Source organism: Plantactinospora solaniradicis (assembly GCF_042658085.1).
GTDB classification, from domain to species: Bacteria; Actinomycetota; Actinomycetes; order Mycobacteriales; family Micromonosporaceae; genus Plantactinospora; species Plantactinospora solaniradicis.
In genome coordinates this window covers 292,075-311,559 of the sequence record NZ_JBHSPR010000008.1, presented here as the reverse complement: position 1 = coordinate 311,559, position 19,485 = coordinate 292,075, and the positions used below count along the sequence as shown (strand labels likewise).

Annotated in this window: 19 protein-coding genes; 12 read left to right on the top strand and 7 right to left on the bottom strand. The window is 70.6% G+C overall.

Annotation, left to right across the window (positions count from 1 at the left end; translation table 11 throughout):
• Positions 1-64 precede the first annotated feature (64 nt).
• A complete protein-coding gene (locus ACFP2T_RS11225; RefSeq protein WP_377420471.1) occupies positions 65-1,084 on the bottom strand; it encodes an iron-siderophore ABC transporter substrate-binding protein in 1,020 nt (339 codons plus the stop codon).
• A gap of 240 nt (positions 1,085-1,324) precedes the next feature.
• Here ACFP2T_RS11225 and ACFP2T_RS11220 point away from each other — a divergent pair, with 240 nt between their 5' ends.
• The 8 genes from ACFP2T_RS11220 (at position 1,325) to ACFP2T_RS11185 (ending at position 8,854) form a co-directional block, all read left to right on the top strand.
• Positions 1,325-2,401, top strand: coding sequence for a FecCD family ABC transporter permease (locus ACFP2T_RS11220; RefSeq protein ID WP_377420469.1), 1,077 nt, complete (start codon positions 1,325-1,327; stop codon positions 2,399-2,401).
• Positions 2,402-2,405: 4 nt separating this feature from the next.
• Positions 2,406-3,470, top strand: a complete 1,065-nt coding sequence (locus ACFP2T_RS11215; RefSeq protein WP_377420467.1) for a FecCD family ABC transporter permease — start codon at positions 2,406-2,408, stop codon at positions 3,468-3,470.
• Position 3,471: 1 nt separating this feature from the next.
• Entirely contained in the window at positions 3,472-4,347 is an 876-nt protein-coding gene (locus tag ACFP2T_RS11210) for an ABC transporter ATP-binding protein (RefSeq protein WP_377420466.1), read from the top strand.
• 295 nt (positions 4,348-4,642) lie between these two features.
• A complete protein-coding gene (locus ACFP2T_RS11205) occupies positions 4,643-5,641 on the top strand; it encodes an aldo/keto reductase (RefSeq protein ID WP_377420464.1) in 999 nt (332 codons plus the stop codon).
• 88 nt (positions 5,642-5,729) lie between these two features.
• Positions 5,730-6,569: a helix-turn-helix transcriptional regulator gene (locus ACFP2T_RS11200; RefSeq protein WP_377420462.1), complete on the top strand. Its 840-nt coding sequence runs from the start codon at positions 5,730-5,732 to the stop codon at positions 6,567-6,569.
• Between the two features lie 143 nt (positions 6,570-6,712).
• Entirely contained in the window at positions 6,713-6,997 is a 285-nt protein-coding gene (locus ACFP2T_RS11195) for a hypothetical protein (RefSeq protein WP_377420460.1), read from the top strand.
• Positions 6,998-6,999: 2 nt separating this feature from the next.
• Entirely contained in the window at positions 7,000-8,175 is a 1,176-nt protein-coding gene (locus tag ACFP2T_RS11190) for a sensor histidine kinase (protein WP_377420920.1), read from the top strand.
• Positions 8,176-8,200: 25 nt separating this feature from the next.
• Positions 8,201-8,854: a response regulator gene (locus ACFP2T_RS11185; protein WP_377420458.1), complete on the top strand. Its 654-nt coding sequence runs from the start codon at positions 8,201-8,203 to the stop codon at positions 8,852-8,854.
• A 46-nt stretch (positions 8,855-8,900) separates the two neighbouring features.
• Here the strand turns inward: ACFP2T_RS11185 and ACFP2T_RS11180 are convergent, their stop codons facing one another.
• The 4 genes from ACFP2T_RS11180 to ACFP2T_RS11165 form a co-directional block, all read right to left on the bottom strand.
• Positions 8,901-11,156, bottom strand: a complete 2,256-nt coding sequence (locus ACFP2T_RS11180; protein ID WP_377420456.1) for a hypothetical protein — start codon at positions 11,154-11,156, stop codon at positions 8,901-8,903.
• On the bottom strand, positions 11,153-12,445 hold the full coding sequence (locus ACFP2T_RS11175) for an ABC transporter substrate-binding protein (protein ID WP_377420455.1): 1,293 nt from the start codon (positions 12,443-12,445) through the stop codon (positions 11,153-11,155). Before ACFP2T_RS11175 ends, ACFP2T_RS11180 begins: the two co-directional genes overlap by 4 nt.
• A 90-nt stretch (positions 12,446-12,535) precedes the next feature.
• Positions 12,536-13,411, bottom strand: coding sequence for a carbohydrate ABC transporter permease (locus tag ACFP2T_RS11170; RefSeq protein WP_377420453.1), 876 nt, complete (start codon positions 13,409-13,411; stop codon positions 12,536-12,538).
• A complete protein-coding gene (locus ACFP2T_RS11165; RefSeq protein ID WP_377420451.1) occupies positions 13,404-14,318 on the bottom strand; it encodes a carbohydrate ABC transporter permease in 915 nt (304 codons plus the stop codon). Before ACFP2T_RS11165 ends, ACFP2T_RS11170 begins: the two co-directional genes overlap by 8 nt.
• Positions 14,319-14,730: 412 nt before the next feature.
• Here ACFP2T_RS11165 and ACFP2T_RS11160 point away from each other — a divergent pair, with 412 nt between their 5' ends.
• From ACFP2T_RS11160 to ACFP2T_RS11150, 3 genes are read left to right on the top strand one after another with little or no spacing between them, the layout of a single operon-like run.
• Positions 14,731-15,867, top strand: coding sequence for a LacI family DNA-binding transcriptional regulator (locus ACFP2T_RS11160; RefSeq protein ID WP_377420449.1), 1,137 nt, complete (start codon positions 14,731-14,733; stop codon positions 15,865-15,867).
• Between the two features lie 8 nt (positions 15,868-15,875).
• Positions 15,876-16,715 carry a glycoside hydrolase family 5 protein gene (locus tag ACFP2T_RS11155; RefSeq protein WP_377420447.1) on the top strand — a complete coding sequence of 280 codons (840 nt, stop codon included), beginning with the start codon at positions 15,876-15,878 and terminating at the stop codon, positions 16,713-16,715.
• Positions 16,716-16,732: 17 nt separating this feature from the next.
• Positions 16,733-17,530 carry a class I SAM-dependent methyltransferase gene (locus tag ACFP2T_RS11150; RefSeq protein ID WP_377420445.1) on the top strand — a complete coding sequence of 266 codons (798 nt, stop codon included), beginning with the start codon at positions 16,733-16,735 and terminating at the stop codon, positions 17,528-17,530.
• Between the two features lie 235 nt (positions 17,531-17,765).
• Here ACFP2T_RS11150 and ACFP2T_RS11145 read toward each other — a convergent pair whose 3' ends face one another.
• Positions 17,766-18,491, bottom strand: coding sequence for a restriction endonuclease (locus ACFP2T_RS11145; protein ID WP_377420443.1), 726 nt, complete (start codon positions 18,489-18,491; stop codon positions 17,766-17,768).
• Positions 18,492-18,571: 80 nt separating this feature from the next.
• Positions 18,572-18,898: a DivIVA domain-containing protein gene (locus tag ACFP2T_RS11140; protein ID WP_377420441.1), complete on the bottom strand. Its 327-nt coding sequence runs from the start codon at positions 18,896-18,898 to the stop codon at positions 18,572-18,574.
• A gap of 188 nt (positions 18,899-19,086) precedes the next feature.
• Here ACFP2T_RS11140 and ACFP2T_RS11135 point away from each other — a divergent pair, with 188 nt between their 5' ends.
• Positions 19,087-19,452 (top strand): MerR family transcriptional regulator, encoded by a 366-nt coding sequence (locus tag ACFP2T_RS11135; RefSeq protein ID WP_377420439.1) that lies wholly within the window; start codon positions 19,087-19,089, stop codon positions 19,450-19,452.
• Positions 19,453-19,485: the final 33 nt, after the last annotated feature.

The window sequence follows — 19,485 nt, the reverse complement described above, 5'->3', positions numbered from 1 at the left end:
GAAGCGGGTGGAAGGAGCGGTGGCGCGGGGGCGGTCGGAGTCGGGAGTTACCGGTGGCGGACGGTCAGCCGTCGCCGAGCAGCGGCAGGATCTGGTCCAGCGCGTACGGGACGCTCAGCACCGTGCTGAACGAGAGCGCACCGCCGAGCGGCGGGTTCTCGTACGGCAGGAAGACCGCCCGGTTCTGCTTGGCCACGTCGAGGGTGGCGTAGACCTTGTCCGCCTTCACCCGGGGCTCGGCGCTGGCGTCCGAGGTCAGGAACAGCAGCTTGTCGACGTTGACCAGGTCGAGCCGTTCGGAGCCGATCTCGGCGGCGTACTCCTTGCCGACCGCCTGCACGATGGTGTCCGGCACCTTGAAGCCGAGCTGGGTCATGAAGACGACCTTCGGGTCGCTCGGCGCGAACACCGCATACTTGCCGGCCTCGTACGGGTCGACCACCGCCACGGTCCTGCCGGCGAACCCGGGGTGCTCCTGCCGGGCCTTGGCGAACCGGGCGTCGACGTCGGCGATCAGCTTGTCGGCCTGCTCGGGCCTGCCGAGCGCCTGACCGGCCAGCCGGGTCATGTCCTGCCAGGGGGCGGCGTAGTCCTCGAAGCCCTTGGGCTGGGCGACGGTCGGCGCGAGCTTGGACAACTGCCCGTACTGCTCCTGGGTCATCCCGGAGTAGAGGCCGATGATCAGGTCCGGCTTGAGCGCGGCGATCTTCTCCATGTTGTAGTCGTCGCGCTCACCGACGATCTCGGGCGGGGTGCTGCCCCACAGCGGCTGGGCCCAGGGCCACTTGCCGTACGGCCGCTCCAGGAACCAGTCGATGGCACCCACCGGCACGGTCCCGAGCGCGAGCACCGGATCCTGGTCGCTGAGCCCGAGCGTGACGACCCGGGTCGGCTGCTTCGTGATCTCGGTGGTGCCGTACTTGTGGTCGACCCGGACTGGGAAGGCACCGGAGGTGGCCGCGGGTGCCGGGTCGTCGCTGCCGGTGTCGCCGCACGCGGCGAGGCCGAGCACGAGGACGACCAGGGCCGCCGCCATTCGGGCGACGGGCCGGAAGCGGGTCGCGCGGGCAGGTGTGGTGGACATCGGCTCCTCTTCGAGATGCTTTCCGGGTCCGGGCTGCGGATTCCGGGCTGTCGGCTGGGTTCGGTCCCGTGCGGTGATAGTAAGGTAATCCTTACCTAACCTCAACCATTACCGGGTCTGAGGGTCCACACCATCGAAGATCTGAACTAAGGTATACCTATCCTAAGAAAAATCTTCGCTTCCTCGGTACCAGCGCCGGGAGCTGCCCTTACCGCCCAGAGCAGGAGAACGTGAGGACGCGTGACGACGGACCAGGCATCCCCGGCGCGCGGCGCCCAGCCCCGACCGGGCCGGGCAACGCGGTTCCGAACCAGCAGGCCGGTCGGGCTGTTCCTGGTCGCCACGACCGTCCTGATCGTTCTGTCGCTGGTGTCGATCGCGGTCGGTAGCCGGCAGATCCCGCTCGACCAGGTGGTGCAGGCCCTACTCGACCGGTCCGGTATGCGCGGAACCGATCCGCAGGTCGAGGCGATCGTCTGGGGCGTACGCCTGCCCCGAACGATCCTCGGACTGCTCGTCGGAATGGCGCTGGGCCTCTCCGGCGCGCTGATGCAGGGGCTGACCCGCAATCCCCTCGCCGACCCGGGCCTGCTCGGCGTCAGCGCCGGAGCCGCGCTCGGGATCGTCGTCGCCATCGCCTGGTTCGGCATCGCCACGCTCTACGGCTACATCTGGTTCGCCTTCGTCGGCGCACTCGTCGCCAGCATCGTCGTGTACCTGCTGGGCGGTCTCGGCAGAGGTGGCTCCACCCCGGTCAAGGTCGCGCTCGCCGGAGTGGCGATCACCTTCCTGCTCAACTCGGTGACCAGCGCCATCGTGCTGCGTGACCCGGAGGCGCTGAACCGCTACCGGTTCTGGGCGGCCGGCTCGCTCTCCGGACCCGGCATCGACACCGTGACGCAGTTGCTGCCGTTCCTGGCCGTCGGCGTCGTACTGGCACTCGCCACCGCACCGGCGCTGAACAGCCTCGCCCTCGGTGACGACGTCGCCGCCGCCCTGGGCCGCCGGGTCGGACTGGTACGCCTACAGGGCACCCTGGCGGTGACCCTGCTCGCCGGCGCGGCGGTCGCGGTCGCCGGCTCCATCGTCTTCGTCGGCCTCGTGGTCCCGCACGTGGCCCGCCTGATCGCCGGCCCGAACCACCGCTGGCTGCTGCCGTTCACCATGGTCCTCGCGCCGAGCCTGCTGCTGCTGGCCGACGTCGTCGGCCGGGTCATCGCCCGGCCCAGCGAGGTCGGGGTCGGCATCATCTCCGCCTTCATCGGCGGCCCGTTCTTCATCGCGCTGGTACGCCGACGCCGGCTCGCGGAGCTCTGATCCGGTGTCTCTCGTCGAACTGAACCGGACCGGCCGACGGACCGCCTTCCGGATCACCAGGACACCGGTCTCCGGCGTGCTGCGGCCCCGGCTGCTGCTCTGCTGCCTCGGGCTCACCGTCGCGCTGTTCGTGGTCTTCTGCATCGGCATCGCGACCGGGGACTACCCGATGAACCCGCTGCGGGTGGTGCCGGCGCTCTGGAGCTCCGGGGACGCCGGCCAGGTCTTCATCGTGCGGGAACTCCGGCTGCCCCGGGCGCTGACCGCCGTACTGGCCGGTGCGGCGTTCGCCGTCTCCGGAGCGGTGTTCCAGACCATCACCCGCAACCCGCTGGCCAGCCCCGACATGATCGGCATCAACGCCGGCGCCACCACCGCCGTGGTCGCCGGGATCGTGATCGGCGGCAGTGGGCTCAGCCTGCCGACGCTCGGGCTGGCCGGCGGGCTCGCCACCGCCGCGGTCATCTACCTGCTGGCCTGGCGCCGGGGCGCGACCGGATACCGGATCGTGCTGGTCGGTATCGCGGTCTCCTGGATGTGCTCCAGCGCCACCGACTACCTGCTGACCCAGGCCCAACTGGCCGAGGCGCAGGCGGCGGTCGGCTGGCTGGTCGGCAACCTCAACGGGCGCGGCTGGGAGACGGTGGGGCCGTTGGCCGTCGCGGTCGCCGTACTGCTTCCGGTGACCCTGCTGCTCGGGCGCTGGACCCGTACCCTGCAACTCGGCGACGAGGTGGCCCGTGGCCTCGGCACTCCGGTCCAGGCGGCCCGGCTCTGCCTGGTGGTGGTGGGCGTCGCGTTCGTCGCGTTCGCCACCGCGGGCACCGGACCGATCCTCTTCGTGGCGCTCGCCGCACCACAGATCGCCCAGCGGCTGGCCGGGCTGCCCGCGCCGCCGATACTGGCCTCCGCGCTGACCGGGGCGCTGATGGTCTCGGCCAGCGACCTGGTGGCGCGCTGGCTCATCCCGGATGTCGACCTGCCGGTCGGAGTGGTCACCGGGGCACTCGGCGCGGCGTTCCTGCTCTGGCTACTCGTCCGGGCCAACCGCGCCGGTTCTGGAGGCTGACATGACCGCGAATCCGACCCTGACCATCGCCGATTCCGAGATCGGAGTCCCGCCGCCCACCCCGACTCCGGACGCCGTCCACCCGGAACTGCGGGCCGAACGTCTCCGGCTGGCGTACGGCGACCGGGTCGTCGTCGACGACCTGGACCTGGTGGTTCCGCCGGGGCGGATCAGCGTGATCGTCGGCGCGAACGCCTGCGGCAAGTCCACACTGCTCCGGGCGCTGGCCCGGCTGCTCAACCCGGAGGCGGGCAGCGTCCAGCTCGACGGCCGGGCGATCCACTCCCTGCCCACCCGGCAGGTCGCCCGGCAGGTCGGCATCCTGCCGCAGGCGCCGGTCGCGCCCGAGGGGCTGACCGTGATCGACCTGGTCGGCCGGGGTCGATCCCCGCACCAGACCTGGTGGCGGCAGTGGTCGCCGGCCGACGAACGGGCGGTGGCCGAGGCGCTCGCCGCGACCGGCGTCACGGACCTGGCCGACCGCCCGGTCGACGAACTTTCCGGCGGGCAGCGGCAGCGGGCCTGGATCGCGATGGCGGTCGCCCAGCAGACCCCGGTGCTGCTGCTGGACGAGCCCACCACCTTCCTCGACCTGTCCCACCAGATCGACGTGCTGGACCTGGTGGTCGACCTGAACCGCCGGGACGGCCGGACCGTGGTGATGGTGCTGCACGACCTCAACCAGGCGTGCCGGTACGCCGACCACGTGATCGCGCTGAAGGCCGGCCGGATCGTCGCCCAGGGCGAGCCGGCGAGCGTGATCACCGCCGACCTCGTCGACGAGGTCTTCGACGTCCGGTGCGAGGTGACCGTCGACCCGCTGACCGGCACCCCACTGGTCATCCCGACCAGTCGGCACCACCCCCGGCCCGAGTGACCGCCCCGACCCCGACCACCGGGGTCGAGCCGTTCGCGCCGCCGTGCGGTGCGCCGTCATCGCCGGTCCGTTCCACCGAACCGCAGGTCAGGCCCGTCGAGCCGACCTAGGGTTGGGTGTGGCCGCTCGCCGGCCGCTCGCCTTCGTGCACAGCCGGGGCGGCCAGGACGCACGTATCGTCGCCCTGCCGGGTCGGGGATAGGCAGGACGCCCGCAACGGACCGGATGCGCCGCAGACTGGTCTTCGGGCGACCACATTCGGTGCCCCTCGGCGACATCGGGGAACAGGAACACAATGATCTTGAAGCACGCAGTCGGCAGCCAGGGTCTGGTGGCCTCCGTCGAAGGACTCGGCACCATGGGCATGACCGCGTTGTACGGCACACCCGACGACGCGGAATCCGTGGCTACCGTGCACCGCGCCCTCGAACTGGGCGTGACGATGTTCGACACGGCCGACATGTACGGCCCGTTCACCGGGGAGGAGTTGCTCGGCCGGGCTCTGAGGGGACGCCGCGACGAGGCGGTCATCGCCACGAAGTTCGGCGGCGTGACGCTCGACGACTCCGGCAGGATCGTCGGCGGCCCGAACGGGCAGCCTGACTACCTGCGCAGGGCGGTCGAAGGATCGCTGCGCCGGCTCGGCACCGACCACATCGACCTGTACTACCAGCACCGGGTCGACCCGACCGTACCGGTCCAGGAGACGTTCGCCGCCCTCGGCCAGCTCGTCTCCGAAGGCAAAATCCGCTACCTCGGAATCAGTGAGGCGTCGCCGGCGAGCATCCGCGCCGCGCACGCCGCCGCACCGCTGACTGCGGTGCAGACCGAGTACTCGCTGTTCACCCGGGATGTCGAGGCCAACGGCGTGCTGGACACGGTGCGCGAGCTGGGGATCGGATTCGTGGCGTACGCGCCGCTGGGTCGTGGTTTCCTCACCGGCGGCGTCCGCGCCCTCGAGGACCTGCCCGAGAACGACTGGCGTCGCACCTGGCCACGGTTCGCCGAGGAGAACCTGCGGCAGAACCTGCTCCTGGTGGACCGCATCCGGGGCATCGCGGAGCAGCAGGGTGTTACCGCGGGCCAGCTCGCGCTGGCCTGGGTTCTGGCGCAGGGTGATCACGTCACCGCGATCCCGGGCACCAAGCGCCGGAGCTACCTTGAGGAGAACGTCGCCGCCGCCCAACTCGACCTGGGCGCCGCCGTGTTCGAGGAGCTCAGCGCGACCGTACCGGTCGGCGCCGCCGTCGGAGCCCGCTACACCCCGGTGGCGATGGGCGCGATCGAGCAATAACCACAGACGTTCGGCGGATCTACCACGGCGCCGTCAGCGCACCGATCCCAGGTGTGCTGACGGCGCCGCCATCAGCGAAAGGCACCTCGTGGCACACAGCGAACTCGGCAACTTCCTGCGAACCCGCCGTCAGGCGTTACGACCGGCCGACGTCGGGCTGGCGCCGGGCGGCCGGCGGCGTACCCCTGGGCTGCGCCGCGAGGAGGTCGCGTTGCTGGCCAACGTTTCGGTGGACTACTACGAACGGCTCGAGCAGTCCCGCGGCGCCAACCCCTCGGAGGGCCTCCTCGCCGGTCTGGCCCGCGCGCTACGGCTCTCCGTCGACGAACGCGACTACCTCTACCGTCTCGCCGGGTACCCCCCGCCCCCGACCCACGTGGCCAGCAGCTACGTCGAACCCGCGCTGATGTTCCTCCTCGACGCGCTCACCAGCGTGCCCGCACACGTCATCGACGACCTCACCACGATCCTCGCCCAGAACACCCTGAGCCGCGCGCTCGTCGGCCCCTGGACCGACGGCGACGAACGGGACGCGAACGTCACCTGGCGCTGGTTCACCGACCCGGAATCCCGGGCGCTCAACGTGACGGAGGAGCACGAGGCGATCGGCCGCGGCTACGCCGCCGACCTGCGCGCCGCGGCCGCCCGGCGCGGCCGCGACCCGGCTGCCGAGCGACTGGTCGCCGACCTTCGGGCCGCCAGCGCCGAATTCCGCCACTACTGGGCCGAGATGCAGGTCAGCCCCTTGCAGGCCACCCGCAAGAGCCTGGTCCACCCCCAGGCCGGACGACTCGACGTACAGTGCGACATCGTCCTGAGCTCCACCACCGGTCAGCGTCTGGTCATCTTCCGGCCCCAACCCGGCTCCACCACCGCCGACAGCTTCGACTTCCTCCGGGTGCTCGGCCAACAGTCCTTCGACCAATGACCGCACCACACTCGGGAAACGGCCGTACCGGGTGGAAGCCGGCCTGAACGCCTGCCGGGAACAGCCGGACGTACGGGGCTCCACCCTGATCTCCACCCTCCGATGGTGCCGGTCCACCCGGCCCCGCTCATAGCGTGCATGTCATGAACGAGCGGAACCACAGCCCGAAGAGCGGACCCCGGACAGATCGTCGCGTCCCCGTCGTACGTGCCGCTAACTATCTGCTGACCGGCGACCGCGACGGCAGCCGGAGCACCCGGCTGGCCGGCGCCGTCATCGACCGGGTACTCGATCGGGAGGGTGGCAGGATGACCGGCCGGGTGGTTGTCGCGATCCTGGTGGTGCTCGGCGTGGCAGGGCTCGCCTTCGTCGGCTACCGTCTGCTGGTGCTGGACCTGATCCTGACCCTGGTACGGGAACGCGGTTGACCGTGGTCACGGGGCTGCTCCGGCTCACCCGCAGGGGCGTACGGCTGTTGAAGGCCGACGATCCGGAGACCGGCTGGCTGGTTCGGATCGTGCTCAGCGCGCTGCTGGTCTGGGCGCTGCTGTACCTGACTCCGATGGGCCCCGGCGTGTGGCCGGTGCTCGCCGCCAGCCTCGTCGGCTGGGGTTTCTTCGTGGTCGCCGACAGCCGGTGGCCCCGGCTCGCCCGCGCGGGCCTGGCCCTCGCGACACTGTTGCCGGCCACCGTCGTGGCCGTGCCGGACAACTCCTCGGCACTGCTGTACCTCTACGCCGCGCTGTTCACCTTCGTGCTGCTGCCGCGGACCCCGATGTGGGCCATCCTGGCCCTCACCGCCGCGGTCATCGGGGTCCTGCTGACCAGCCTCTGGCTCGCCGGTCGCGGGCCGACGGCGATACTGGCCCAGCCCGCGCTGATCGTCATCCTGGTGCTGTTCAGCCTGCACCGGCGCGAGTACCGGCTGCGGGCCGAGCAGACCGCGCTGCTGCTGGAGCAGACCTCGCGTACGCAACGGGCCCAGGCCCGGGCGGCGGCACTGGACGAGCGGGCCCGGATCGCCCGGGAACTGCACGACGTGCTGGCCCACTCGCTGGGCGCGCTCGGCGTGCAGTTGGAGGTCGCCGAGGTCCAACTGACCGAGCAGGGCGACGTCGCGGCCGCCGCCGCCCGGATCCGGCGGGCCCGCCGGCTGGCCAGCGACGGCCTGACCGAGGCCCGCTCCGCGGTCGCGGCCCTGCGCGCCGACGTACCGCCGCTGTCCCGCGCGCTCGGCGACCTCGTCGCCGGCCACCGGGCAGACCACGCGGCCACGGTCACCCTGCGCACCGAGGGCAGACCTCGCGGCCTGCCGTCCGGACCCGAGGTGTCACTGCTGCGTACCGCCCGCGAGGCGCTGACCAACGCGGCCAAGCACGCCCCGGGTGCTCCGGTCGCGGTCACCCTCGACTATCGCGGACCGGTGGTCCGGCTCACCGTGGACAACCCGGCACCGGCCCCGGCCGGGAACGGGTCGCAGGTCGGCGACGGCGTGGGTGGGCACGGGCTGACGGGGGCCCGGGAGCGGATCGCGCTCGTCGCCGGCACACTGGAGGCGGGTGTCGTCGACGGCGCGTGGCGAGTCACTGCGGAGGTGCCGGGATGATGACCTTCACCGCGGAGGTGCCGCGATGACCGACCAGCCGCTGCGGGTGCTGGTCGTCGACGACCAGCAACTCGTCCGGGAGGGGCTGACCGCCCTGCTGGAACTCACCGACGGGGTCACCGTCGTCGGGGCGGCCGGCGACGGCGCGCAGGCGCTCGACCTGATCGCCGACCGGAAGCCGGACGTGGTCCTGATGGACCTGCGGATGCCCGTGCTCGACGGGGTCACCGCGACCGGTCAGGTCCGGGACCGGTTCCCGGACGTCGCGGTGGTGGTGCTGACCACGTACGCCGACGAGGAGTCGATCGCGGGTGCGCTCGCGGCCGGAGCCCGCGGCTACCTGACCAAGGACGCCGGGCGTGCCGAGATCGGCATGGCGCTGCGGGCGGCGGTCACCGGCCACTCCCTGTTCGACCCGGTGGTTTCCGCCCGGCTCGCCGAGGCGATGAACCGGCCGGCGCGGACGCCGACTCGGGACCGCCTGCCGGACGGGCTGACCCAGCGTGAGGCCGAGGTGCTCGGCCAGATAGCCCAGGGGCGGACCAACGCCGAGATCGCGGCCGCCCTGTTCGTCGCCGAGACGACCGTCAAGACCCACGTCAACAACGTGTTCGCCAAGATCGGCGCCCGCAACCGCACCGAGGCGGCCGGTTACGCGACGCGGCACCGGCTCGGTTGACGGCGTCCGGCGCCCGGTTTCCCGGGATGGTCCCTCCGCCGGACCGTCACGGCATCGGGTGCAGGCCCTCGTGGCGCACCGTCCAGGTCCCGTCGTCGGGGAAGCCCGGTGTCGGGCGGCCGGCGTCGGCGTCGGCGTCCGAGCCCCGGGCCATCAGCGCGACGGCGGCCAGCAACCCACCGTTGCCGGGCAGGTAGACCGGCAGCGACGGGGTCTGCCAGTTGTGCCCGTTCGGCAGGTACCCGTTCTTCGGGGAGGGCAACAGCAGCGCGTCGACGGCGGTCTGCCGCTCCCCCAGCCGGGTCGCGGTCATCGCGATGGCCGGGTAGTCCCAGCCCCAGGTGGAGGCCCAGTCCCAGGTTTCCAGCACCTCGCGCAGGGTTGCCCGCATCACGTCCGGATCGATCAGGTCGGTGGGCGGGACGAATCCCCACGCGTACAGCATCGACGGATGGTCCTCCGCCAAGGTGTACGGCGGGACGTCGATCGCCGGGTAGACCCCGTCCCGGACCGGCGGGCGGATCAGGTTGGCGGCCACCTTCGCCCAGGACGGTTCGGGGGCCAGTCCGAGCAGGGCCCGCCAGCGTTGCGCGATGCGCAGTCCCCAGGACCAGTAGGCCAGTTCGAAGGTGGGGTTGGTGACCGTCGCCCGCACCGACGCGTACGACTCCTGCGCCGGCACCAGCGGCGGTCCGAGCTGGTAGCCACCGTCGCCGCCGGACACGAAGTCTGCCATGAACGCGGCCGAGGAGAGCACCACGTCCGCGTACCGGTGCAGCGCGGCGTCGGAGTCGGTGGTCCGGCGGACCAGTTCGGCGAGGAAGATCGGATGCGGCTGCTGCCAGACCAGGAACGGCCCGATCGGGCTGGGACTCTCCCGACCGTCCGGGCCGACCTGCTTCGGCCACCGGGCGCCGGCACAGCCCTGGCGCCGGGCGGTCTCCCGTGCCCTCGGCAGGATGCCGGCGTACCAGCCGAGGCTCCGTTCCAGCAGTCCGGCCCGACCCCAGAGCGGGAAGTGCGCCCCGTGCCACCAGTGCATCTCCAGATGGAACCGGCCCCGCCAACTGTTCGCCATCAGGCCGGTCTCCTGCGGCGGAAGTGAACCGGCGCAGTGCACCGCGGTGAGGTACTGGGACAGCACGATCCGCCGTTCCAGCTCCATCGCCCGGTCGTCACGGCTGTCGGCCAGTTCCACCGCGGCGCCGCTCTCCCAGAACCGGGGCCAGTGCCGGCCGGAGGCTGCCGCGACCTCGGCGAACGACGGCAGGTCGGCCACGCTCGGCGGGTCGGCCACGCTCGGCAGGTCGGCCACGCTCGGCGGGTCGGTCCGGCCGGCGGCGGGCAGCCCGAGCCCGCCGGACCGGCCGAGCGGCACGGCACCGGGCGCGAACCCGACGACCACCTCGACAACGGCCCGCTCGCTGGTGACGAGGATCTCGTGCCGTCCGATGTGGAGGATCCGGGCGCCGTCGGTCACCCCGATCCCGACCGAGTACGTCGTGTCGTCGAGCACCCGGAGCACCGTGGCGCCGTGGGCGGCCGGCCGTACGCTCGACGAGTGGGCCTCCGGCCGGGACCAGTCCGCCGCGTTGCTCCACGCCTCCGACCCGTACGGAAACGCGAGCCGTACGGCGAGCCCCTCGGTCAGCAGCGTCGACTCGACCCGTACGGCCAGGACGTCGCGCTCGGGATGGCACACGGTGCTGACCCGCACGGGCGTACCGGAGAGCCGGAACCGGCTGGCGATGGTCCCGGTCCACAGGTCGAGCCGCTGGTGCGGGTCGCCCAGCTCCGCCGGGTCGGGCGGCCGGGCGACGATTCCGGCCGTGGCCGACCGAGCCGAGCGCACCAGACCGATCCGGCCGAGGTCGAGCCGGTGCGGATTGTTCCGCAGCCAGGATTCGGCGGCCGACTCCGGTGTCTCCCCGGTGCCGGAGAGTTCCCCGCGCATGTCGACGTACTCGACCGGGCCCCGTGGGGTCCGGTACGTCCGGCTCGTGGCGGCCAGGTCGTACGGCCGCTCGGCCGGCACACTGTGCCAGCCCCACTGGGACTGGGTGCCCAGCAGCGTTCCTGGCGTTCCGCCACCTCCCGGGTTCTCGACCGGGTAGCGGTCCGGAAAGGTCTGCAACCCGGTGACGTCGACGGTGTAGCAGAACTCGCCGTTGCCCACCGACAGCGGAGACGTCGGCAGGATCCCGGTGAGTTCGACCGCGTGCCGGTCGACGAGCCCGCGGCGGTCGATCCCGGATCCGTTTCCGTTCCGACCCGGGACCGGACCGCCGCCCGCAACCGTCACTTCCCGATCGCCGCCTCGACCTGCTTGACGAACTCGTCCGCGCCATCGGCCGGGGACTTGCGGTTGAACAGCACCTCGGCGTTGAGCCGCTGCACGATGAGCCGGGTGTCGGTGGAGCCGGTCGGCCCGATCACCAGCGGCGGCCCGGCCTGCGGCGTCACCCCCTCGATGAACTTCGCCTGGGCGGACTGGTCCGGGTTCAGTCCCGGCAGGATGGCGCTCAGGACCTCGGAGTTCGCCGGGATGCCCCGGTCGGTCAGGATGATCTTCCCCGCCTCCGGGCTGTTCACCAGGAAGGCGACGAACTTGGCCGCCTCCTTGGGGTGCTCGCTCCGGGCGTTGATGGTGTAGATCTGCGAGGCCTGGAGCCACATGCCGGGCTTCTGGGTGCTCTCCCCCGGTGCGCGCAGCAGTTCCAGCGGCTGCCCGGACGCCTTGCGCAGCGCGCCGAGCTGGTTGCTCCAGTCGAACTGCATTCCGGCCAGGCCGCGACCCATCAGGGTCTGCTCCGGCGCCGGCTGGCCCTCCAGTTCCGTGGTCACCGAGGCGGGCGGGGTGGCACCGGAGTCCCGCAGCGCGGTGGTCATCGTCCACCAGTCCGTGACGGTCTGCCGGCTGATCGCCACCTTGCCGTCGGGGGTGTAGAGCCCCTCGCCGCGCTGCCGCGAGTAGAGGTCGAACATGTCGGCGCTGGTCGGGTCGGCCACCCCGTAGGTGCCCTTCGGGGACTTCGCCGAGATCTCCCGGGCGATCCGGCTGAAGTCGTCCCAGGTCCACTTGCTGTCGTCGGGCAGCGGCACACCGGCCTTCTGGAACACCGTCGGGTTGACCACCATCGCGAAGGTGTTGACCCCGGTCGGCACCCCGAACTGCTTGTCCTCGAAGCGCCCGTTGCCCAGGGCCGCCGGGTCGATCTTGTCGGTCTTCAGCTCGGCGGAGACCCGGGCCAGGTCGAGCAGTGCGCCCCGGTCGCCGTACTCCCGGGGGTAGGCCCCGCCCAGGGTGATGACGTCCGGCGCGTCGCCGGCCGCGACCTCGGTGGCGAGCCGGTCGAAGTAGGCGTTGAAGTCGGCCGACGAACCGGTGACCTTGATGTCCGGGTTCTGCGTCTGGAACGCGTCGATGACCCGCTGGGTGGCCGCCGCCCGGTCGTTATTTCCCCACCAGGAGAAACGCAACTGGACGGGACCGTCGTCGCCACCGGAGTCTCCGCAGGCGGAGACGGCCAGCAGCGCGACGGCCGAGACAGCGACCGCCGTTAGGCGGTGTCGGGAAGATCTGGCTCGCATCGGAACTCCTTGTCAGACGGTGGGTTGTCGGAAGGAGGTTTTGAAACGGTTCACTTACGGTTGCCGATGTCGACGGACGGCCAACGGAGATCACTTGAGGCCGGTGGTGGCGAGCCCCTGGGTCAGGTAGCGCTGCCCGGCCAGGAAGAAGCCGAAGATCGGCGCCAACCCGACGATGGACATCGCGAACAGTTGGCCCCAGGCCGTTTCACCCTGGCCGTCCATGAACGACCGCAGGGCCACCGGCACGGTGTAGAGGTCGGGGTTGGTCAGGAAGATGAGCTGGCTGAAGAAATCGTTCCAGGTCCAGATGAAGGTGAACAGTGCCGAGGTCGCGAGCGCCGGTACGGACAGCGGCATGATGATCCGCCAGTAGATCCGGACGTGTCCGCAGCCGTCCATCCGGGCCGCCTCGTCCAGTTCCCGGGGCAGGGACCGGATGAACTGCACCATCAGAAAGATGAAGAAGGCGTCCGTGGCGAGGAACTTCGGGACGATCAGCGGCAGGCTGGTGTTGATCCAGTCGAGCTGTGAGAAGAGTACGTACTGCGGCACGATCAGCACGTGGATCGGCAGCATCATCGTGGCGAGCATCGCGGCGAAGAGGGTCCGACGCCCCCGGAACTCCAGCCGGGCGAACGCGTACGCCGCCAGTGAGCAGGAGAGCAGGTTGCCGACGATCGAGGCGACCGCGATCACCGCGGAGTTCCACAGGTAGTGGTGGAACGGCTGGGCCAGCGCCGTCCAGCCGTCGGTGTAGTTGCCCAGATCGAACTGCCGGGGCCAGATCGACGGGTCCCGGAAGATGACCTCGGTCGGCTTGACCGAACTCGACACCATCCAGAGCAGTGGGTAGATCATCACCACGCCGAAGATGATCAGCAGGGCGTGTTTGGAGATCCGTCGGGCCGGCGGATCGGCCCGGGACGCCGGACGGACCCCGGCCGTGGTCGTCGGATCAGTCACCGTAGAACACCCATCGCTTGGCGAAGAGGAAGTTGACGCCGGTCAGCACGGCGATGATGACCAGCAGCGTCCAGGCCATCGCGGACGCGTACCCCATCTCGAACGACCCGAAGCCCCGCTCGTAGAGGTAGAGCGTGTACAGCAGGGTGGAGTCGGCCGGGCCACCCGATCCGCCGCTGACCACGAAGGCCTGGGTGAAGCTCTGGAAGGCACCGATCATCTGGAGGATCAGGTTGAAGAAGATGATCGGGGTCAGCAGCGGGATCGTGATCCGGAAGAACTGCGACACCCGACCGGCTCCGTCGACCGAGGCCGCCTCGTAGTAGGTGACGGGTATCTGGCGCAGCCCGGCCAGGAAGATGACCATCGGTGCCCCGAACGTCCAGGCGTTCAGCACGACCAGCGTGCCGAGCGCGAAGTCGGGATGGGACACCCAGCTCACGCCCTCGATGCCGACCCGGGCGAGCAACTGGTTGATCAGTCCCTCGCTGCCGAAGATCTGCCGCCACAGGATCGCGATGGAGACGCTTCCGGCCAGCAGTGACGGCAGGTAGTACACCGACCGGTAGATGGCCAGCCCGCGCACCCCACGATTGAGCAACAGCGCCAGCGCGAGGGCCAGGACCAGTTGGAGAGGCACCGACACGAAGACGTACTGGAAGGTGACCAGCAGCGACTTGTGCAGCCGGGAGTCCTCCAGCATCCGCTGGTAGTTCTCCATCCCCAACCACTCCGGCGGACTGAGCAGTGTGTAGTCGGTGAAGGAGAGATACAGCGACGCCAGGATCGGCCCGACGGTGAAGACCAGCATCCCGACGATCCACGGCGCCAGGAAGCCGTACGCCACCCGGTTGTCACGACGGCGGCGACCTGACCGTCGTGGACGTGTGCCCGTTCGATCGCTCATCGGAGCACCCTTCGCCGGAAACGTCGCGAGTGGAGCGTCGGCCATGCCCGTCATGCCCATCATGCCCGCAGGGCCCGGATCGGGGCTGAGTAACCAGTTTCTAACAAAGCCAACATCAACTGTCAACGAGTCGAACGTACGCCGACTACCTGTGGAAACGTTCCGGCGCAGGTCGAGGGGAAGATCGAAGAAACCGGTTGCTATCAAGATCGGGTAACCGGTATCTTCGAGGCCCGCGAAGGCGGTCAGCAGGACGTCAACGAGCGGTTACGGTGCGGTCCCGGGCGTCCGCGACGGCCGGCGCCACCCGATGGGCGCCGATCGGGTCCCGGCGGACGCGTCCGGCCCACCCGCGAGCTGGATCGTCCTGATCGGACGGGCAAGCACGGTCGGCCGCGCAGGGAGAGTCGAGATGAGCCTGACCGGAGACCACCGCACCGAGCCGGCACGACCCGCAGAACGCGGGACCGGGGCGGAGCCGGTCGCGCCGCCCGTCCGGCGCGGTCGACGCGGCGGTGGCCGCTCGGACCGTCCCGCCGCCACCATCGGCCGGGTCGCCGAGGCTGCCGGAGTGTCCCGGGCGACCGTGTCGCGGGTGATGAACGGCAGTCCGACCGTCGCCCCCGAACTCGCCGCCCGGGTCCGCGCCGCCGCCGAGGCGTTGCAGTACGAGCCCAGCCTGGTCGCCCGCAGTCTCGCCCTCGGCCGTACCAGCACGGTGTCGCTGATCGTGCCGGACCTGGCCAATCCGATGTTCCAGGACGTGCTCCGGGGACTCAGTAACGCCGCCGCCACGCACGGGCACCGGCTGCTGGTCGCCGAGTCCAACGAGAACGTCGCCGAGGAGGCGATCCTGGCGGTGGAGGCCCGGCGCCGCTCCGACGGCCTGGTACTCGCCTCCCCCCGGGTGCCCGAGGCCGAACTTCGGGCCCTCAGCGAACGGCTCGCGCCGCTCGTACTGCTCAACCGGGACCTGCCGGGCAGCACCGTGCCGTCGCTGTCGGTCGACTACTCCGCCGGGATCGCCGCGATCGTGGCCCATCTGCGGTCCCTCGGCCACCGGCGGCTGCTCTACCTCGCCGGCCCGGCGGCCAGCACGTCGAACCGGGACCGCCGGGCCGCACTGCACGCGGCCTGCGCCACGGAACCAGTCTGTACGCTCGCCGAACTCGCCTGCGGCGCCACCTTCGAGGACGGGCACGCGGCCGCCCGCACGGTACGCGACACCGACGCGACCGCGGTGGTGGCGTTCAACGACATGGTGGCCTTCGGCGCGCTGAGCGGGCTGCACGAGCTGGGCGTCGTCGTGCCGAGGGACGTCTCCGTCACCGGCTTCGACGACATCCCCTTCGCCCGCTACACCACCCCGCCGCTGACCACGGCGTCGATCCCCCGCAACGAGTTGGGGCGGCAGGCCTGGGACCGGCTCTGGACGCTGATGAACGGCGGGTCGGCCGGGCACAACGTCGCGTTCCAGCCCCGCCTGCTGGTCCGGGAGAGCACCGGCCCGGTTCCGGCGGACGGCCCGGATCCGGCGGAACGCAGTTAGGAGGAGCCATGGAGAAGCTGCCCTGGATCCGGGTCGACGGTGACCGGCTCGTCGACGCCACCGGAACGGTCGTGACCCTCGCCGGGGTCGGGCTCGGCGGCTGGCTGAACATGGAGAACTTCATCACCGGCTATCCGGGTACCGAGTCCCAGCAGCGCCGGGCCCTGCACGCGGCGCTCGGCGACGAGGGCTACCAGAGGTTCTTCACCCGGTTTCTGACCGACTTCTTCGCCGCCGAGGACGCCGGCTACCTCGCCTCGCTGGGCTTCAACTCGGTACGCGTGCCCTTCAGCTACCGGCACTTCGAGGACGACGACCGTCCGTTCGTACTCAAGCCCGAGGGGTTCCACTGGCTGGACCGGGTCGTCGAGCAGTGCGCCGACGCCGGCCTCTACACCATCCTCGACCTGCACGCCGTGCCCGGACACCAGAACCAGAACTGGCACAGCGACAACCCCACCCACTGGGCGCACTTCTGGACCCACCGGCACTTCCAGGATCGGGTGGTCCACCTCTGGGAGGCGATTGCGCAGCGGTACCGGGACAACCCCGCCGTGGCCGGATACAACCCGGTCAACGAGCCCGCCGATCCGTCCGGCGAGGTTATCGGGCCCTTCTACGAACGCCTCGTCGGGGCGATCCGTGAGGTCGATTCCCGGCACGTGCTGGTTCCTGGACGGCAACCGCTACTCGACCGACTTTTCGATGTTCACCGAGCCCTTCCCCGACACGGTCTACACCGCGCACGACTACGCGCTGCCCGGGATCGCCGCCGGCAGCGAGTATCCGGGGACCACCCGGGGCGAGTACTTCGACAAGGCGGCGGTCGAACGGCCTGCGCGACTTGAAGGGATAACCATGCACCATGACCGACACCAAGCGAGAAATGCTGCGCACCACGTTCGGCCAGGACGCCGAACTCTACGACCAATGCCGTCCCAGCTATCCACCCCCGCTGTTCACCGACCTCGCCACGCTCGCCGGTCTCGGCCCACACGCTCGGGTGCTGGAGATCGGATGCGGCACCGGCCAAGCGACACTGCCGCTGGCACAACTCGGATGCACCGTCGTCGCGATGGACCTCAGCCCCGACATGGCCGCCATCGCCCGACGCAATCTCGCACAGTTCCCGAACGTCACCGTCGTCGCGTCGGCGTTCGAGGACTGGCAGCCTTCGAACGGAACTTTCGACGCGGTTCTCTCCGCGACCGCGTTCCACTGGCTTGACCCCGACGTGCGGATGATCAAGGCGGCCGACCTGTTGCGTCCCGGCGGAGCCCTCGGCATCGTCTCGACCCACCACATCGCCGGCGGGACGAACGCCTTCTTCGCCGACGCACAACGATGCTACGAACGCTTCGACCCCACAACACCGCCCGGCATACGCCTGACTAACGATGACGAGACCCCCGAAGAGACAGCAGAGTTCGAGCGATCGGCACGCTTTGGGCCAGTCGAGTTCCGCCGCTACGAGTGGCAACAGAGCTACACGGCCCACGAGTACCTGAACCTGCTCATGACCTACTCCGGCCACCGAGCCATGGCAGCCCAGGCACGCAGAGACCTGTTTGCGTGCATCAGCCACCTGATCGAAAACGTCTACAACGGAGAAATCACCAGGCAATACAGGACCCGGCTCGCAATCGCGCACAAGACGCCGTGACTCGGATCGACTCCCGATCCGCGCTCGGTCCTCGCCTCGAGCAGACAGCAAACTGACGGAACCCCTCCAGGCTCGCCGCGCAACCCAAACCGACACGCCAGTTCGCGAACCCGAGCGCTCAACGGTGGCCATACTGAAGGTGGACACGTCAGTTCCCGCCCATCGGGGCTTCAGAATTCGCGAACCCGAGAGCTCTATCTCGGTATCGGCCGATCGTCGGTATCGGGGCTGATCGTCAGTACCGAATGATCGTCGCCGGGACCGAGCCGGTGTACGCCCAGGTCGCCAGCGCCGAGCGGTCGACCAGCCCGATACCCAGCTCGTGGGCGAGTCGGAGCCCGTCACCGGCCGCGAAGAGCCCGTTGGTCACGATCACGCAGATCTCGCCACCGTGGATGCTGCGGCAGGTCCCGGCGAACTTCTGGATCGCCGCGCTGCCGACCCGGTTCGTCGGGCCGTGCCGCTTGCACTGCACGACGACGTGCCGGCCGTCCGGTGCGGTCGCCATGATGTCCGCCCCGCGGTCCGCCGCGCCTCCGCACACCTGGACGCCGGTGAACCCGGACCGGCGGAGCACGCCGGCCACCCAGTCCTCGAACTCCGGCCCGGTCATCGTGTCCGTGGCCTCGACGTGTCGGGCCCGTTCGCGGTCCTGTGCCGCCCGCCGGGCGCGTGCCTTGAACAGCACGGTCAGCACGCCGATCCCGACGGCCACCAGCCCGACCGCGATGAGGGTCGCCCAGACCGGGTGCCGCTGGACGAACTCGGTGATCATCCAGGCGGCGGCCAGGGCACCGACGATTCCGGCGAACCACCAACCGGACCGGTCCGGCGCGGCCGGCCGGGACGAGCGCCGTCGGGCGTACGGCCGCCGGGACCGGCCACCGCCTGGACGCCGGGACCGGTAATGGCCCCTGACCCGGGTGCCGTCCCGGCGTCGGTACGAACTGACTCGCGGCATCGACACTCCTGTTACGAGGGGTAGCCCCAGTGTGACCGTCGGGTGCGACACTTCCCGCCCGGCCGCCCCGGCGCCGTCGGTCAGCTCCGGAACATCGGATCGCCGAACGGATACCTCGGGCCGCCACCCCCGACGGCGGACTCGATCCGTCCGAGCCGGGCCTTGATCTCCTCCAGGTGGGCGAGCACCACGCCCTGCGGGTCGAGTGACGCGGTGACCGCCGACCGTGGAGTGCCGGTGGCGCCGGCCTGCGCCCGCAGCGTCGCGACCTCCTCGGTCAGGGCGGCGATGGTGCTCTCGACCTCCTCCAGGAACTCGTCGACCTCCTGCTCGTCGTACCCGCGCCGGCCGAGCGCCGGCTTCTTGAAGGCGATGTTCCGCACGTCCGACGGAGTCAGGTTGGACATCGGCCGATCCTCCCGTCCCGAGGTGGAGCCCGATGGTATCGACGCCCGACAAGATCCGGTCCGGACGCGCACCGGCCCGACCCCATCGCCACCGCCCCCGGCCGGCACGCGTGACCGGGCGCACGTTGCCTTGACGCTGGCGACAAGGTTTACGTTTGCCACGAACGGACGCGGTGCGGGGAGGACGAATGCTGATCGGAGAACTGGCGGAACGCGCCGCCACGACCACCCGCACGCTGCGGTACTACGAGGCGAACGGCCTGGTACGCGCCGAGCGTTCCGCGAACGGCTACCGCCAGTACAACGAGGCGGAGCTGCGGGTCGTCCACGAGATCCGGGCCCGGCTCGCCGTGGGATTCAACCTCGACGACATCCGCCCGTTCGTCGCCTGCCTACGCGCGGGCAACACGTCCGGAGAGGTCTGCCCGGACTCCGTGACCGTACTGCGCCGCAAGCTCGCCGAGGTCGACGCCGGGATCGACCGGCTCGGCGCGGTACGGCGGCAGTTGCAGAACCAGCTCACCCAGGCGATCGCGCAACGGTCACCTCGCTGACCAGCCAGCGCGACCCCGCCGGGCCGACCGAGA